Below are 15,130 nucleotides of genomic sequence, written 5' to 3' on the forward strand. Positions count from 1 at the left end.
GGCGCTTTGCGCGCTGTCGACAGCCATGCCGTTTGCGTTTATCGTCCCGCGCAAACGGCCGGCATGCTTCGGCCGCCAGCGTGGAAATCGACACAGACGGGACGGCATGGCGCATATCGGAATCGTCGGCGGCGGCATCATCGGCTGCGCCACAGCCCTTCATCTGCTTGAGCAAGGCCACAGCGTCACCGTTCTGGAGCGCGACGCCGGCGGCCTTCCCGCCTCCGTCGGCAATGCCGGCATCCTGGCGGTGCCGGAAATCGACCCGATCGCCCGTCCGGACATGTTGCTCTCCGTTCCTAAATGGCTGCTCGATCCGCTCGGCCCGCTCACCCTGCGATGGCAGGACCTGCCGGCACTTGCCCCGTGGCTCATCCGGTTGCTGCTCTGCGCCCGCGCCGGCAAGGTCGCCGCCAGCCGCACCGCCCTGCTGCATCTCATGAAGACGGCCGAGGCCGACCATGTGCAACTCGGCCATCTCGCCGGTATTTCCGGCCATATGCGCGACACCGGCGCGCTCACCGTCTTCGACAGCGTTGCCGCGCGCGACAAGGCGTTCGCCCACGAGGCCGACAATGCCCGGCTGATCGGCTGCAATGTCGAGAAACTCGATCCGGGCGAGGCACGCCGCCGTGTGCCGGCCCTGCAAGGCAACTTCGCCGGTGCCATCTTCAACGATGGCTACCGCACCTTCGATTATCCGCTGACCTTCCTTCGCCGCTTGCAGGCGGTGCTGCGCGAGCGCGCCACGTTGCTGGACGCGACGATCGCGTCCGTGGCGCAGGCCGCAGACGGCGTGACCGTCAGGACCGAGGGCGGGCGGGAGTTCACCTTCGACAAGCTGGTGATCACCGCCGGCGTCTGGTCGCGCCGCTTCGTGGCCGATCTCGGCCTGAAGGTGCTTCTGGAAACGGAGCGCGGCTACAACACGACCTTCATGAACCCGTCGACGACGCTCGAAATGCCCGTGTTCTTCTCCGAACACGGCTTTGTCGCCACACCCTTCGAGAACGCGCTGCGCATCGGCGGCGCCGTCGAGCTCGCATCGCCGGAAGCGCCTGCAAACTACAAGCGCGCCGCTGCCATGCGCAGGAAGATGCGCCGCTACGTGCCCGATCTTCAGGAAGAAGGCGGCACGGAATGGATGGGGCGGCGGCCCTCCACACCGGATTCGTTGCCGGTGATCGGCCTGCACCCGCGCGACCCGCGCATTGCCTTCGCCTTCGGCCACGGCCATCTCGGCCTTACGCTTTCCGCCACGACCGGACGCCACGTCGCCCGGCTGCTGGCCGGCGAACGCGACGATGCGCTTGCCCCCTTCTCCATCACCCGCTTCCAGTAAGCGGCAGCTCTCATAAGAACAACAAGACAGAGAACCATATGCATAAGGTAATTTTCGACACGGACCCTGGCGTCGATGACGCCATGGCGCTGCTGTTCCTGCACAACCACCCCGAAATCGACCTGATCGGCATCACCACCGTCTTCGGCAATGCCTCTATCGAGACGACCACGCGCAACGCGCTGTTTCTCAAGCGCGAATGGGGCATCCGCGCCCCCGTCGCCAAGGGCAACGGCCAGACCTACGATCCCGCACGCAACACGGCCGACTGGCCGGTGATGATCCACGGCCATGACGGATTGGGCAATATCGGCGTGCCCAAGACGATCGATCTTCCCGTCGATCCGCGTCCCGCCCATCGCTTCATCATCGACACCGTTCGCGCCAATCCGGGCGAAGTCACGCTGATCGCCGTCGGCCGCATGTCGAACCTTGCCGATGCGCTGAGGCAAGACCCTGACATCGCAAAGCTCGTGAAGCAGGTCATCATCATGGGCGGCGCCTTCGACGTGCCGGGCAACATCACGCCCGCCGCCGAGGCCAACATCCATGGTGACCCGGAAGCGGCCGACGTGGTGATGGGCGCATCCTGGAACGTGGTCGTCGTCGGTCTCGACGTCACGATGAAGACCGTGATGACGCGCAAGCGCCTGGCTGAACTCACCGCAGCCAACGGCAGGCACCTCAAGCTGCTCTCGGATATCTCGCAGTTCTATATCGATTTCTACGGCCGGCATGTGAAGGACGAGGGCATGGTGGTGCATGACAGCTGCGCTTGCGTCTACCTCGTCGCCCCGGAACTCTTCACCACCCGCAGCGGCGCGATCCGCGTGGTGACCGGCGGCATTGCGGACGGCCAGACCATCCAGAAGCCGGACGGCCGCGCTTTCCCGCCAGGCGATTGGGACGGCCCGCCAAGCCAGCACGCCTGCATCGGCATCGACGCGGAAAAGGTTATGGCCCTGCTGGACGAGACACTGGTGCGTTAGAAACAGCCGGCGCGCTACTGAGGCATCGCCGGCAGTTGCCAGTCGATCGGCTTGCGGCCATGTTTTTCGAGAAAGGCATTCGCCTTGGAGAACGGCTTGGTGCCGAAGAAGCCGTTATGCGCCGAGAGCGGCGAAGGATGCGGCGAGCGCAGCACCAGATGACGGCGGCTATCGACGAAGGCCGCCTTCTTCTGGGCGTAGGAGCCCCAGAGAATGAAGACGACGGGCTTTTCCTGCTCGTTCACAACCCGGATCACCGCATCCGTAAACCGTTCCCAGCCTTTGCCCTGATGTGAGGCCGCGCGGCCCATCTCCACGGTCAGCACGCTGTTCAAGAGCAGCACGCCCTGTCGCGCCCAATGCTCCAGAGAGCCGTGACGCGCCGGAGGGATGCCGAGATCATCCTGCAATTCCTTGTAGATATTGACGAGCGAGGGCGGAATGCGCACGCCCGGCTGCACCGAAAAGGACAGTCCCATGGCCTGTCCTTCGCCATGATAGGGATCCTGGCCGAGGATGACGACGCGCACCTCGTCGAGCGGCGTCAGATCGAGCGCCCGGAAATATTCCGCGCCCTTCGGAAAGATCCGCTTGCCCTCCTGCTTCTGTTCCAGCAGGAAGGCTTTCAGCTCCGCCATGTACGGGCTGGAGAATTCCGCCGCCAGCGGCGCCTTCCAGCTCTCGCCGATCTTCACGTCGCCAGCCGCCATATCCTGCTCCCGTCACACATTTCGAGACCGGGAGTTTAACGCCTGACGGCGCGATCGACCGGCCAAACGGCCGGTCATCCACAGCTATCTCAGGAAACGCCGAGCACCGTCATCAGGCTTTTCATGCGTGCGGCCGCCAGCTCCGGCTTGTCTAGCACATTGGCCTTGTCGGCTAGACGGAAAACATCTGCGTAATGCACCACACCGCGGGCGGACTGCATGCCGGCCGGCATGGTGAAATGCGCCTGATGGCCGTTCAGCCATGCGAGGAAGACGACGCCCGCCTTGTAATACTGGGTCGGCGCCTCGAAGATCTTGCGCGAGAGCGGCACCGTCGGTTCGATGGCGGCGCGGAACGTTGCCACGTCACCTGCCGCAAGTGAAGCCAGTGCCTGCGAGGCCTGCGGCGCGACGGCATCGAAGATGCCGAGCAGTGCGTGGCTGTACTTCACCCCGTCGCCCTCGATCAGTTCGGCATAGTTAAAGTCGTCACCCGTGAAGCAGAGCACGCCGTCCGGCAGACGATCGCGCAGCGCCACTTCGTAGGCATTGTCGAGCAGGGAGATCTTGATGCCTTCGACCTTGGCGCGGTTCTCCTCGATGATCGAGATGACCGTATCGAGTGCCGGCTCGAAATTCTGCGAGCCCCAGTAACCCCGCAGCTGCGGATCGAACATGTCGCCCAGCCAGTGCAGCACGACCTTGTCCTTCGCCTGGCCGAGAATGCGGCCATAGACCATCCGGTAATCGTCCGGCGAGCGAGCGATGCGCGCCAGCGCCCGGCTTGCCATCATGATGGCGCGGCCGCCCTGTTTTTCGACAAAACCGACCTGCTCCTCATAGGCCCTGATGACATCGTCAAGGGAACGGGCATCCGCCGGGTTGAGGTGATCCGTGCCGGCACCGCAGGCGAGGTCCGCGCCGGGCACCGTCCTTGCTTCGGCAAGCGAGCGGCGGATCAGTTCCTGCGCACCGGCCCAGTCGAGCCCCATGCCGCGCTGCGAGGTGTCCATCGCCTCGGCAATGCGAAAGCCGAGCGACCAAAGGTGATGGCGAAAGGCCATCGTGCGATCCCAGTCGATGGCCGGCGCCTCCCAGGGCCGGGCGTCGCGGCGCGGATCGGAAACCACATGCGCGGCGGCATAGGCGATACGGTTGAACGACGGCGTCGCTGCCGGACGCAGTGTGGGCGTGCCCACCAAGGCATAGGCTTCTGTTCCGCCATCGGCAAGCGGCAGGGAAAGGCTGATTGACACGACATCCTCCCAAGGGTTTTCAAGCGCAATAATTTAGATCGTTCCAAATTTCAAGTGGCATTGCGATCTTCGCTTCCATGGCGCCTACCCGCGTCACCATGCGACCCTCTCCATCAAAACCACCGAAACCGCTTCGTTTAGCCTGACGTCGCGTGAAAGCTGCTTCTACGATGCTTAAAGAAGATCGACGATTCCAGGACACTGAAAATTCCCTTGACATACTTGGAACGTTCCAATTAATTACCCGCCAACAAGCGAGCGCAAAGCTCGATTTCGGGAGGATGACAGTGAGCAGAAGCCGGGTGACCGTTGTCGACATTGCGCGCGCCGCCGGCGTGTCGAAGTCGACCGTCTCACTCGTCCTGCAGGCAAGCCCGCTCGTCAACGAGGCGACGCGCGCCAAGGTGAACGCGGTCATCCGCGAACTCGGCTATGTCTACAATCGCGGTGCGGCCAACCTGCGCCAGTCCGCCTCGTCGCGCATCATCGGCATCATCGTGAACGACCTGACGAACTCGTTCTTCGCCGAGCTCGCCGTCGGCATGGACATGGTCATGCAATCCGCCGGCTATGTGCAGTTCCTGTCGAATTCCGCCGAAAGCGTGGATCGCCAGCGCGAAGTCGTCGCCTCGATGCGCGAACACGGCATTTCCGGCCTGATCATCTCGCCAGCCCGGGGAACGGAAGCCGCCGACCTGAAACCGCTGGCCGCCAGCGGCATCCCGGTCGTGTCCGTGGTGCGCAATGTCGTGGGCGCCAAGGTCTCCTCCCTCGTTTCCGACAACTATGCCGGCGCGAAGGCCGCCGTCACCCATCTCGTCTCGCTCGGCCACAGCCGCATCGCCTTTCTCGGCGGCATCGCCAACACCACCGTCTTTGCAGAACGCGTGCAGGGCTGGCGCGATGCGCTGGTGGAAGCAGGCTTCGAGGCGCCGGATATGCTGGTGATCGGCTCGACGGCCTCGCGCGCCGGTGGCGTCGCCGCCATCGAGCGCGCCCTGTCGCTGCCCGCTCCGCCGACGGCCGCGCTCTGCTTCAACGACGCGGCCGCCTTCGGTGTCTGTGACGGACTGCGCGCCGCCGGCAGGGAGCCCGGCCGCGACTTTGCAGTGGTCGGCTTCGACGACGTGATCGAGGCCGAGACCGCCGTGCCGGCGCTGACGACGGTGTCCGTCGATCCGCAGGGCATGGGCCGGCGTGCTGCGCAACTGCTGCTGAAGCAGATCAATACGGGCAAGGTGGAGCCCGAAGCCATTGTCGGTTCCGTGCGCCTCGTCGTGCGCCAGAGCTGCGGGGCGGGAGAAAAAGCAGGGAGGATGTCTGCATGACGCGGTGGGGTTTGATCGGGGCAAGCACGATTGCCCGTGAATGGATGATCGGCGCAATCCGCGCCACCGGCGGCGACGTCGTCTCCGTGATGAGCACGAGTGCCGAGCGCGGCCGCAAATACGCCGACGACCACGGCATCGCCAAGGCCGTCACATCGCTCGACGACCTCGTGAACGATCCCGCGATCGATGCCGTCTATATCTCCACGACCAATGAACTGCATCGCGACCAGGCGCTCGCCGCCGCGAAAGCCGGCAAGCATATCCTGTGCGAAAAGCCGCTCGCCATGTCGCTGGACGACGCCCGCGCCATGGTGCAGGCCGCGAAGGATGCCGGTATCGTCCTGGCGACCAACCACCATCTGCGCAACGCGGCCACGCACCGCGCCATGCGCGAGGCCATCCAGGCAGGCCGCATCGGCACGCCGCTGGCGGCCCGCGTCTTCCATGCCGTCTACCTGCCGCCTCATCTGCAGGGCTGGCGCCTCGAAAAGCCCGAAGCCGGCGGCGGCGTCATTCTCGATATCACCGTACACGACGCGGATACGCTGCGCTTCGTTCTCGACAGCGACCCCGTCGAAGCGATCGCCTTCTCGCAGGCCGGCGGCATGGGCAAGGCCGGGGTGGAAGACGCCGTGATGGGCGTGCTGCGCTTCCAGAATGGCGTGATCGCCCAGTTCCACGATGGCTTCACGACGAAATTCGCTGAAACGGGGCTTGAAGTGCATGGCACCGAAGGCTCGCTGATCGGCCGCAACGTCATGACGCAGCGCGCGACCGGCTCGGTGACGCTGCGGGATGCCAACGGCGAGCACGACCTGCCGCTCGACCAGGCAAACCTCTACGAAACCGCGCTTTCGGCTTTCCATGCCGCCATCGCTGGCAAGGGAAAGCCCTCCGCGACGGGCGAAGACGGCATCTGGTCGCTGGCGACGGGGCTTGCCGTGGTGGAAGCCGCGCGCAGCGGCGGCGCGGTCAAGATCGCGCCGGGCCTTTAAGACGGAATTCGGAAGAAACGATGAGCAAGCACATCACACCGCGCGAGGCCGCAGACCTCATTCCCGACGAAGCGATCGTTTCGGTCTCCTCGTCGTCGGGTCTCGGCTGCCCGGACCTCATGTTGCAGGCGATCGGCGCGCGTTTCGAAGAGACCGGCCACCCCAGGAACATCACCACGCTGCACCCGATCGCGGCCGGCGACATGAGCGGCATCAAGGGTGTCGACCATATCGCCCGGAAGGGCCTCCTGAAGAAGATCATCAGCGGCTCCTATCCCTCCGGCCCCTCCTCGTCCGAACCGCCCCTGATCTGGCAGATGATCACCGGCAACGAGATTCCGGCCTACAATATCCCCTCGGGGATTCTCTTCGACATGCACCGCGAGGCCGCCGCCAAGCGGCCCGGCGTCATCACCAAGGTCGGCCTCGAAACCTTCGTCGACCCCACCCGCGAAGGCTGCGCCATGAATGCCGCCGCATCGCAGGAACCGGTGGTGGAAAAGATCACCTTTGCCGGCGAAGAATGGCTTTACTTCAAGGCGATCGCACCGCAGGTCTCGATCATCCGCGCCACGACGGCCGACGAGCGCGGCAACCTGACCTATGAACACGAGGGCGCCTATCTCGGCGGGCTCGACCAGGCGCTGGCCGCCCGCAACAATGGCGGCATCGTCATCGCGCAGGTCAAGCGCATCACCAAGGATGGTGCGCTCAAGCCGCACGACGTGCGCGTGCCCGGCGTGCTGGTCGACTATATCGTCGTCGATCCGGACCAGAAACAGACGACGCAGACGCTCTACGATCCCGCCATTTCAGGCGAGATCTTCCGGCCGCTGGACACGTTCCGCGTACCCGAATTCAACATCCAGAAGGTCATTGCCCGGCGTGTCGCGCAGGAGCTCGAGGCCGGCAGTGCCGTCAATCTCGGCTTCGGCATTTCCGCCAACGTGCCGCGCATCCTGCTGGAAGAGGGCCTGCACGGCGCGGTAACCTGGGTGATCGAACAGGGTGCCGTCGGCGGCGTGCCGCTGCTCGATTTCGCCTTCGGCTGCGCCTCGAACGCCGATGCCTTCATGCCCTCGCCCTATCAGTTCACCTATTTCCAGGGCGCGGGCTTCGATGCGTCGCTGCTGTCCTTCCTGGAGATCGGCAAGGATGGCTCGGTCAATGTCTCGAAGCTTTCCTTCCGGCCGCATGTGACGGCCGGGGCCGGCGGCTTCGTGGACATCACGGCGCGGGCGAAGAAGATCGTCTTTTCCGGCATGTTCAATGCCGGCGCGAAGCTCGCCGTCGAGAACGGTAAGCTCGTCATCGAGAAGGAAGGCAAGCTCAAGAAGCTGGTCAATGCCGTCGAGCATGTCACCTTCTCGGGTCCGCGCGGCGTGGCGCAGGGGCAGGACATCACCTATGTCACCGAGCGCTGCGTGCTCAAGCTGACGCCCGCGGGCATCGTGCTGACCGAAATCGCGCCCGGCGTCGATCTCCAGGCCCATATCCTCGACCAGTCGGAATTCGATCTCATAGTCTCACCGGATCTGAAGGTGATGGACGCCGCGCTCTTCACGGACGCGCCGATCGGCCTGACACTGCCACAAAAGACCCCGCGCACGCTGGCGAGGGACAACCATGGCTGAGCCGCGCATCAGGGTCAGCATCGAGGGCGCCGTTGCGATCATGACCGTCGCGCGGCCGGAAAAGGCGAATGCATTCGACATCGACATGCTGAAGGAACTTTCCGCCGCCTGCGACACGGTCGAGGCCAATGCTGGCGTGCGCGTCGCCATCCTCACCGGCGAGGGCAAGGCGTTCTCCGCCGGTGGCGACATTCGCGCCTGGGCGGGCATGGAAGCCAATGAATTCGGCCATGCCTGGGTGCGCTTCGGCCACCGGGTCTTCGAACGGCTGGCGACGCTGCGCATGCCGCTGATCGCCGCCGTCAACGGACACGCGCTGGGCGGCGGGCTGGAACTGGCGGCCGCTGCTGACATCCGCATCGCCGAAAGCCAGGTGAAGATCGGGCTGCCGGAAGCCGGTCTCGGCATGGTGCCCGGCTGGTCCGGCACACAGCGGCTGGTCAAGCGCTTCGGCGCACAGGCCGTGCGGCGCATGTTGCTGGGCGGCGAGGTGCTGACGGCAGCCGAGGCTCTGGCGCTCGGCATCGTCGATCAGGTCGTCGAAACGGGCACTGCCGTTGAAGCGGCCCGGGCCTATGCGGCCCGCATCGCCGCACGCGGGCCCGCCGCGACGGAAATTTCCAAGCTGATGATTTCCGTGGCGAATGGCGAGGACAATGGGGCTGCGGTGGAAGCGCTCGGCTCCATCCTCGTCGCCAAGACCGGGGACCTCAAGGAAGGTGTCGCCGCCTTCACGGGCAAGCGCCCCGCAGATTTCAAGGGAGAATGGTGATGACCGCGCATGTGAAGCCGAAGGCGCTGGAGAACTTCAAGGCACGCGATTTCCGCATGCTGATCGACGGGGCGTGGACGGAAGGTGCTGGCAACGCAATCGAGCGCGTCGCGCCCGGTCATGGTGTCGTCGTCAGCCGCTATCCGGCCGGCACGAAGGCCGATGCCGAGCGCGCAATAGCCGCTGCGCGGAGCGCCTTCGACAACGGCCCATGGCCGAACATGACCGGGGCGGAGCGCTCCAACATCCTGCTCAAGGCGGCAGACCTCATCGCCGCACGCGCGGACGAACTGGCGTTTCTCGACACGATCGAAAGCGGCAAGCCGATCAGCCAGGCCAAGGCGGAACTGGGCGGCGCCGTCGATATCTGGCGCTATGCCGCGGCGCTTGCCCGCGACCTGCACGGCGAAAGCTATAACACGCTCGGCGACGGCACGCTCGGTGTCGTGCTGCGCGAGGCCATCGGCGTCGTGTCCATCATCACGCCGTGGAACTTCCCCTTCCTGATCGTAAGCCAGAAGCTACCTTTTGCGCTGGCGGCAGGCTGCACGACGGTCGTGAAGCCCTCGGAGATGACGTCCGGCTCCACGCTGGTTCTCGGCGAAATCCTCATCGAGGCCGGCGTGCCCGCGGGCGTCGTCAACATCGTCACCGGCACCGGCCCGGAGGTCGGCAGCGTGATGACGACGCATCCCGATGTCGACATGGTCTCCTTCACCGGCTCCACCGGTGTCGGCCGCCTTACAATGGCCAATGCGGCGCAGACGCTGAAGAAGGTCTCGCTGGAACTCGGCGGCAAGAACCCGCAGATCGTCTTCCCGGATGCCGATCTCGACGCCTTCATCGACGCCGCCGTCTTCGGCGCCTATTTCAACGCCGGCGAATGCTGCAACGCCGGCTCGCGGCTGATCCTGCACAAATCCATCGCCGCCGACGTGACGGCCCGCATGGCCGAGCTTGCGAAGAAGGTCAAGGTCGGCGATCCGCTCGATCCCACGACCCAGGTCGGCGCGATCATCACGCCGCAGCATCTCGACAAGATAGGCGCCTATGTCGAGGGCGCGTCGAAGGCCGGCGCCTCGGTCACGCTCGGCGGCGGCGCGCTCGATCTCGGTCTCGGCCAGTTCATGGCGCCGACGATCCTCTCCGGCGTAAAGCCCGATATGGCCGTCGCGCGCGAAGAGGTTTTCGGACCGGTCCTGTCCGTGCTGACATTCGACACGACGGAAGAGGCGATCCGCATTGCCAACGCGATCGACTACGGCCTGTCTGCCGGCGTGTGGAGCCGCGATTTCGACACCTGCCTGACCATCGGCCGCAAGGTGCGCGCGGGCACGGTCTGGATGAACACCTTCATGGACGGTGCGTCCGAACTGCCCTTTGGCGGCTACCGCCAATCGGGCCTCGGCCGCGAACTCGGCCGCCATGCGGTGGAGGACTACACGGAGACCAAGACGCTCAACATGCATATCGGTGCACGCACCGGCTGGTGGATGCCGCGATGAACCTGACGGCCCCGACAACCAGGAATGGGACCGGCCTCGCCGCCCGCTCAGGGCGTCGGGAAGCCGAATTGCGGTCCCAGCAGCATGGTCAGGTCTTCGGCATTCTCGCCGGCAATGCGGCGCAAGAGCAACCGCCCCATCGCTTCGCCGGCAGCCGGCAGGTCTTCGTAGATGGTCTCGACCTTCGGCTGGATCTGGCTGAGCAGGCGCGAGGTCTGCTTGGCGACGATGTCGTATTCCGCGCAGAGCGTCAGGCCATTGTCGCTCATCCCGGTAATGGTCGCGAGCGCGGAGACCTCGCCGGGACAGGTATAACCGTCTGGCGGATCGGGCTCGGCGCTGCGGCGGCGCACATGGTCGCGGATCATGTCGGCGGGGCTGTCGAGATCGAGCGTCTCGGGGATCTCGTAAGCGACGCCTGCCTCGCGCACGGCGGTCATGAAGCCATGCAGCATATATTGATGGAACGTCAGCCGCCGGGGCGGCAGGATGATCGTGACCTTGCGCCGTCCCTTGGCGATCAGCCGCTTGGTCGCTTCATAGGCGAAGGCGAAGTTATCGTAGTCGACGAAGGCATGCGGCGTGGAGAATTCCGTGCGCCCGTGGGTCACGAAGGGAAAGCCGTTTTCCAGAAGCAGCCGCACGCGCGGATCGAAGGGCTCGGTGCGCGAAAAGATCAGGCCATCGGCCATGCCGTTGCGAATGATGTAGTTGACGGCATCGACATTGCTGCCGTCGAGAAAGTTCGGCGTGACGATAAGGTGGTAGGACGTCGCCTGCAAAGCGCGCGCAAGCCCATGCATGATCGAGGTGCCGAAGCCGAGGATTTCCTCGTGCGGGTCGAGCAGCACGGAGATGACGTTGGTGCGGCCGGTCTTGAGGCGCTGGGCGGCGCGATCCGGCAGGTAGCCGATTTCGGCAGCGACCGCATGAACGCGGCGGCGCGTGCTCTCCGAAATCTGCGGCGCATTGCCAAGCGCCCGGGAGACCGTCGTGATGGCGAGGCCCGTCATCTCGGCAATGGTTTTCAGCGTCGGCTTGCCCGCCCGGGAGACATTCGAAATGGCTTCGCGGAGGGCGGACTTTTCGGTTGGAGACACGGCTGCAATTCTTCGGCTGGGGACGATCAATCGCCCGCACCATATCGAGGCGCCCGAAGCTCTGCAATCTTGCAGCGCACAGGATTTATAACGTTTGCAATGCAGTGCACAATGTTTGGCCCTGCCCTAAAAATGGGCTGCCACCCCCAATGACAGGGCTTCTGAAATCGTGACCCGACGCTAAGCCACGGCGTCTTGACTTCGGAAATTTACAACGTTTTAAATTACACCGGCATTGAGCCAGAGAGACAATTCCGACGCCTCATGCGTCGGGGACATCGGCGGGAGGAGGTTCTCGCCCTTGAACTTGCAACCGGGAGGAAAACGATGCGCAAGTTTGTGACGACCACCGCGATCGCCGCGGTCATGATGGGCCTGGGCGGCACCGCCGCTCGCGCCGCCGAGAATGTGGAAGTGCTGCACTGGTGGACCTCGGGCGGCGAAGCCGCAGCGCTCGAAGTCCTGAAGAAGGACCTCGAATCCAAGGGCATCTCCTGGACCGACATGCCGGTTGCCGGCGGTGGCGGGACGGAAGCCATGACCGTGCTGCGCGCCCGCGTCACGGCCGGCAATGCGCCGACAGCCGTGCAGATGCTCGGCTTCGACATTCTCGACTGGGCCAAGGAAGGCGCGCTCGGCAACCTGGATGAAGTGGCCAACAAGGAAGGCTGGGACAAGGTCATCCCGACGGCCCTGCAGCAGTTCTCCAAGTATGACGGCCACTGGATCGCAGCACCCGTCAACGTTCACTCCACCAACTGGATGTGGATCAATAAGGCGGCCCTCGACAAGGCCGGCGGCAAGGAGCCGACGAACTGGGACGAACTCGTCGCCCTGCTCGACAAGTTCAAGGAACAGGGCATCACGCCGGTCGCCCATGGCGGCCAGCCGTGGCAGGACGCGACGATCTTCGACGCGGTCGTGCTCTCCTTCGGCAACGACTTCTACAAGAAGGCCTTCATCGATCTCGATCCGGAAACGCTGGGCAGCGCCCAGATGAAGGAAGCCTTCGACCGCATGACGAAGCTGCGCTCCTACGTGGACGACAACTTCTCGGGCCGCGACTGGAACCTGGCATCCGCCATGGTCATCGAAGGCAAGGCCGGCGTGCAGTTCATGGGCGACTGGGCGAAGGGCGAATTCATCAAGGCCGGCAAGAAGCCCGGCGAGGATTTCGTCTGCATGCGCTATCCGGGCACGCAGGGCTCTGTAACCTTCAACTCCGACCAGTTCGCGATGTTCAAGGTCGCGGCTGACAAGGTTCCGGCCCAGCTCGTCATGGCCTCGGCCATCGAAAGCCCGACCTTCCAGTCGGCTTTCAACGTCGTCAAGGGTTCCGCACCGGCCCGCACCGACGTCTCGGACGAGGCCTTCGACGCTTGCGGCAAGAAGGCCATCAAGGATCTGGCGGAAGCGAACGCCAACGGCACGCTTTACGGCTCCATGGCCCACGGCCACGCCAATCCGGCTTCCGTCAAGAACGCGATCTATGACGTCGTGACCCGCCAGTTCAACGGCGAGCTTTCCTCCGAGGAAGCCGTCGAGGAACTGAAGTCCGCCGTCGAGGCCGCGAAGTAAGGGGCTAGCCCCCCTCACCCTACCCTCTCCCCGCTGGGGAGAGGGGACTTGAACGTCGCGGCAAAGCCCTTCTCCCTGGTGGAGAGAAGATGGCGGCAGCCGGATGAGGGGGCCACGCGCCGCCCTGCAACACGATCTTCAACGGTGGTATCGACCATGGATAGCCGAAGCCGGCTGCAGGAGCTTCTGCCGAAGCTCGTGCTGGCACCCAGTTTCCTCATCGTGCTCGTCTTCGTCTACGGCTTCATCGCCTATACGGGCTTCCTGTCGCTGACGGACAGCAGGATGTTGCCGTCCTACAATTTCGTGGGGCTGAGCAACTATTACAAACTCTGGGCCCTGCCGCACTGGTGGCGGGCGGTTTCCAACCTCGCGATCTTCGCCTCGCTTTACATCGTCATCTGCTCGGTGCTGGGGCTGGCGCTCGCCATCCTGCTCGACCAGAAGATTCGGGCAGAGGGCATCCTGCGGCCGATCTATCTCTACCCGATGGCGCTCTCCTTCATCGTGACCGGCACCGCCTGGAAATGGTTCCTCGATCCCGGCATCGGGCTTGAGAACACCATGCATCTCTGGGGCTGGGAAAGCTTCGCCTTCAACTGGATCAAGGACCGCAACTACGCGATCTATTGCGTCGTCATCGCCGCCGTCTGGCAATCCTCCGGCTTCGTGATGGCCATGTTCCTCGCCGGCCTGCGTGGCGTCGACAACGAGATCATCAAGGCCGCGCAGATCGACGGCGCCTCCACCGCCACCATCTACCGACGCATCATCATTCCATTGACGCGCCCGGTCTTCCTGTCCGCCTTCGTCGTGCTCGCCCACCTCGCCATCAAGGCTTACGATCTTGTGGTGGCGCTGACCGGCGGCGGGCCCGGCCAGGCGACCGAACTGCCGGCGACATTCATGTATTCCTACACCTTCACCCGCAACCAGATGGGCATCGGCGCCTCGTCGGCCATCATCATGCTGGTCATGATCTTCTCGATCATCATCCCCTACCTCTATTCCGAAATCCGCGGAGGCAAAGGCCGATGAGCGTCTCCAGCCCTGATAACGTCATCTCGCACAACAGGCTGACGCGCGCTCTGATCTACTCCGCCCTCATCCTGTTTGCGGTCTATTACCTGCTACCGCTCTACGTGATGCTGGTGAACTCGCTGAAGCCGCTGGAGGAAATCCGCCAGGGCGGCATGCTGAACCTGCCGCAGCAATGGACGATCGAGCCGTGGATTTCCGCCTGGTCGACGGCGCAGATCGGCGTGCAGCCGACGGGCCTGCGTCCGTTCTTCATCAACTCCATATTGATGGTCGTGCCGGCCGTGGCGATCTCCACGATCATCGGCGCGCTGAACGGCTACGTGCTGACCAAGTGGCAGTTCAAAGGCTCGAATGTCTTCTTCGGCCTGCTGCTTTTGTCCTGCTTCATTCCGTTCCAGATCGTGCTCATTCCGATGGCGCGCATTCTCGGCATGGTCGGCCTCGCCGGTTCGATCTGGGGCCTGACCTTCGTGCACATCATCTACGGCATCGGCTTCACGACGCTCTATTTCCGCAACTATTATGAGAATTTCCCGACCGAACTGGTGCGCGCGGCGCAGATCGACGGGGCGAGCTTCTTCCAGATCTTCTACCGCATCCTGCTGCCGTCCTCCGGCCCGATCATCGTCGTCTCCGTCATCTGGCAGTTCACCAATATCTGGAACGACTTCCTGTTCGGCGCCTCCTTCTCGGGCGCAAACACCACGCCGATGACGGTGGCGCTCAACAACCTCGTGCAGTCCTCGACGGGCGTGAAGGAATACAACGTGCATTTCGCGGGCGCGATCCTCGCCGCATTGCCCACTCTGATCGTCTATGTCGTCTCCGGACGCTATTTCGTGCGCGGCCTGATGTCCGGCGCCGTGAAAGGATAGCC

Annotated in this window: 13 protein-coding genes; 10 read left to right on the forward strand and 3 right to left on the reverse strand. The window is 64.2% G+C overall.

Annotated elements, in window-relative coordinates:
* Positions 1-106: 106 nt before the first annotated feature.
* Positions 107-1,342, forward strand: coding sequence for an NAD(P)/FAD-dependent oxidoreductase (locus tag K6301_RS12390; protein WP_247217308.1), 1,236 nt, complete (start codon positions 107-109; stop codon positions 1,340-1,342).
* 38 nt (positions 1,343-1,380) lie between these two features.
* Positions 1,381-2,331: a nucleoside hydrolase gene (locus tag K6301_RS12395; protein ID WP_247217310.1), complete on the forward strand. Its 951-nt coding sequence runs from the start codon at positions 1,381-1,383 to the stop codon at positions 2,329-2,331.
* Positions 2,332-2,345: 14 nt separating this feature from the next.
* Here the strand turns inward: K6301_RS12395 and ung are convergent, their stop codons facing one another.
* Together ung and K6301_RS12405 are read right to left on the reverse strand one after the other, a co-directional pair.
* Positions 2,346-3,041 (reverse strand): uracil-DNA glycosylase, encoded by a 696-nt coding sequence (ung, locus tag K6301_RS12400; protein ID WP_247217312.1) that lies wholly within the window; start codon positions 3,039-3,041, stop codon positions 2,346-2,348.
* Positions 3,042-3,130: 89 nt separating this feature from the next.
* The gene (locus K6301_RS12405; RefSeq protein ID WP_247217314.1) at positions 3,131-4,297 is read right to left on the reverse strand and encodes a dihydrodipicolinate synthase family protein; all 1,167 of its coding nucleotides are present in this window, start codon (positions 4,295-4,297) and stop codon (positions 3,131-3,133) included.
* Between the two features lie 287 nt (positions 4,298-4,584).
* On the opposite strand from K6301_RS12405, the gene K6301_RS12410 reads away from it, so the two are divergent.
* From K6301_RS12410 to K6301_RS12430, 5 genes are read left to right on the forward strand one after another with little or no spacing between them, the layout of a single operon-like run.
* Positions 4,585-5,625 (forward strand): LacI family DNA-binding transcriptional regulator, encoded by a 1,041-nt coding sequence (locus K6301_RS12410; RefSeq protein ID WP_247217316.1) that lies wholly within the window; start codon positions 4,585-4,587, stop codon positions 5,623-5,625.
* Positions 5,622-6,623, forward strand: coding sequence for a Gfo/Idh/MocA family protein (locus tag K6301_RS12415; protein WP_247217319.1), 1,002 nt, complete (start codon positions 5,622-5,624; stop codon positions 6,621-6,623). Before K6301_RS12410 ends, K6301_RS12415 begins: the two co-directional genes overlap by 4 nt.
* 20 nt (positions 6,624-6,643) lie before the next feature.
* On the forward strand, positions 6,644-8,257 hold the full coding sequence (locus K6301_RS12420) for an acyl CoA:acetate/3-ketoacid CoA transferase (RefSeq protein ID WP_247217321.1): 1,614 nt from the start codon (positions 6,644-6,646) through the stop codon (positions 8,255-8,257).
* Positions 8,250-9,029: an enoyl-CoA hydratase/isomerase family protein gene (locus K6301_RS12425; protein WP_247217323.1), complete on the forward strand. Its 780-nt coding sequence runs from the start codon at positions 8,250-8,252 to the stop codon at positions 9,027-9,029. The genes K6301_RS12420 and K6301_RS12425 overlap by 8 nt, the downstream gene beginning before the upstream one ends.
* Positions 9,029-10,534, forward strand: coding sequence for an aldehyde dehydrogenase family protein (locus K6301_RS12430; RefSeq protein ID WP_247217325.1), 1,506 nt, complete (start codon positions 9,029-9,031; stop codon positions 10,532-10,534). The genes K6301_RS12425 and K6301_RS12430 overlap by 1 nt, the downstream gene beginning before the upstream one ends.
* Positions 10,535-10,581: 47 nt before the next feature.
* Here the strand turns inward: K6301_RS12430 and K6301_RS12435 are convergent, their stop codons facing one another.
* Positions 10,582-11,634: a LacI family transcriptional regulator gene (locus K6301_RS12435; protein ID WP_281505870.1), complete on the reverse strand. Its 1,053-nt coding sequence runs from the start codon at positions 11,632-11,634 to the stop codon at positions 10,582-10,584.
* Between the two features lie 366 nt (positions 11,635-12,000).
* Between K6301_RS12435 and K6301_RS12440 the strand changes: the two genes are divergently transcribed.
* The 3 genes from K6301_RS12440 to K6301_RS12450 all read left to right on the forward strand — a co-directional run bounded on the left by K6301_RS12440 (position 12,001) and on the right by K6301_RS12450 (position 15,128).
* The gene (locus K6301_RS12440) at positions 12,001-13,212 is read left to right on the forward strand and encodes an ABC transporter substrate-binding protein (protein ID WP_247220600.1); all 1,212 of its coding nucleotides are present in this window, start codon (positions 12,001-12,003) and stop codon (positions 13,210-13,212) included.
* Between the two features lie 156 nt (positions 13,213-13,368).
* Positions 13,369-14,250, forward strand: coding sequence for a carbohydrate ABC transporter permease (locus K6301_RS12445; protein WP_247217327.1), 882 nt, complete (start codon positions 13,369-13,371; stop codon positions 14,248-14,250).
* A complete protein-coding gene (locus tag K6301_RS12450) occupies positions 14,247-15,128 on the forward strand; it encodes a carbohydrate ABC transporter permease (RefSeq protein WP_247217329.1) in 882 nt (293 codons plus the stop codon). Before K6301_RS12445 ends, K6301_RS12450 begins: the two co-directional genes overlap by 4 nt.
* Positions 15,129-15,130 lie beyond the last annotated feature (2 nt).

The sequence above is a fragment of the Shinella oryzae genome (assembly GCF_023038235.1).
In the GTDB taxonomy this organism is placed as follows: Bacteria; Pseudomonadota; Alphaproteobacteria; order Rhizobiales; family Rhizobiaceae; genus Shinella; species Shinella sumterensis.

Bases quoted from the DNA above. Each gene is read 5' to 3' on its own strand.
- ung (WP_247217312.1), bottom strand. From the start codon at position 3,041: ATGGCGGCTGGCGACGTGAAGATCGGCGAGAGCTGGAAGGCGCCGCTG.
- K6301_RS12425 (WP_247217323.1), top strand. From the start codon at position 8,250: ATGGCTGAGCCGCGCATCAGGGTCAGCATCGAGGGCGCCGTTGCGATC.
- K6301_RS12440 (WP_247220600.1), top strand. From the start codon at position 12,001: ATGATGGGCCTGGGCGGCACCGCCGCTCGCGCCGCCGAGAATGTGGAA.
- K6301_RS12390 (WP_247217308.1), top strand. From the start codon at position 107: ATGGCGCATATCGGAATCGTCGGCGGCGGCATCATCGGCTGCGCCACA.
- K6301_RS12430 (WP_247217325.1), top strand. From the start codon at position 9,029: ATGACCGCGCATGTGAAGCCGAAGGCGCTGGAGAACTTCAAGGCACGC.
- K6301_RS12395 (WP_247217310.1), top strand. From the start codon at position 1,381: ATGCATAAGGTAATTTTCGACACGGACCCTGGCGTCGATGACGCCATG.
- K6301_RS12415 (WP_247217319.1), top strand. From the start codon at position 5,622: ATGACGCGGTGGGGTTTGATCGGGGCAAGCACGATTGCCCGTGAATGG.
- K6301_RS12450 (WP_247217329.1), top strand. From the start codon at position 14,247: ATGAGCGTCTCCAGCCCTGATAACGTCATCTCGCACAACAGGCTGACG.
- K6301_RS12445 (WP_247217327.1), top strand. From the start codon at position 13,369: ATGGATAGCCGAAGCCGGCTGCAGGAGCTTCTGCCGAAGCTCGTGCTG.
- K6301_RS12420 (WP_247217321.1), top strand. From the start codon at position 6,644: ATGAGCAAGCACATCACACCGCGCGAGGCCGCAGACCTCATTCCCGAC.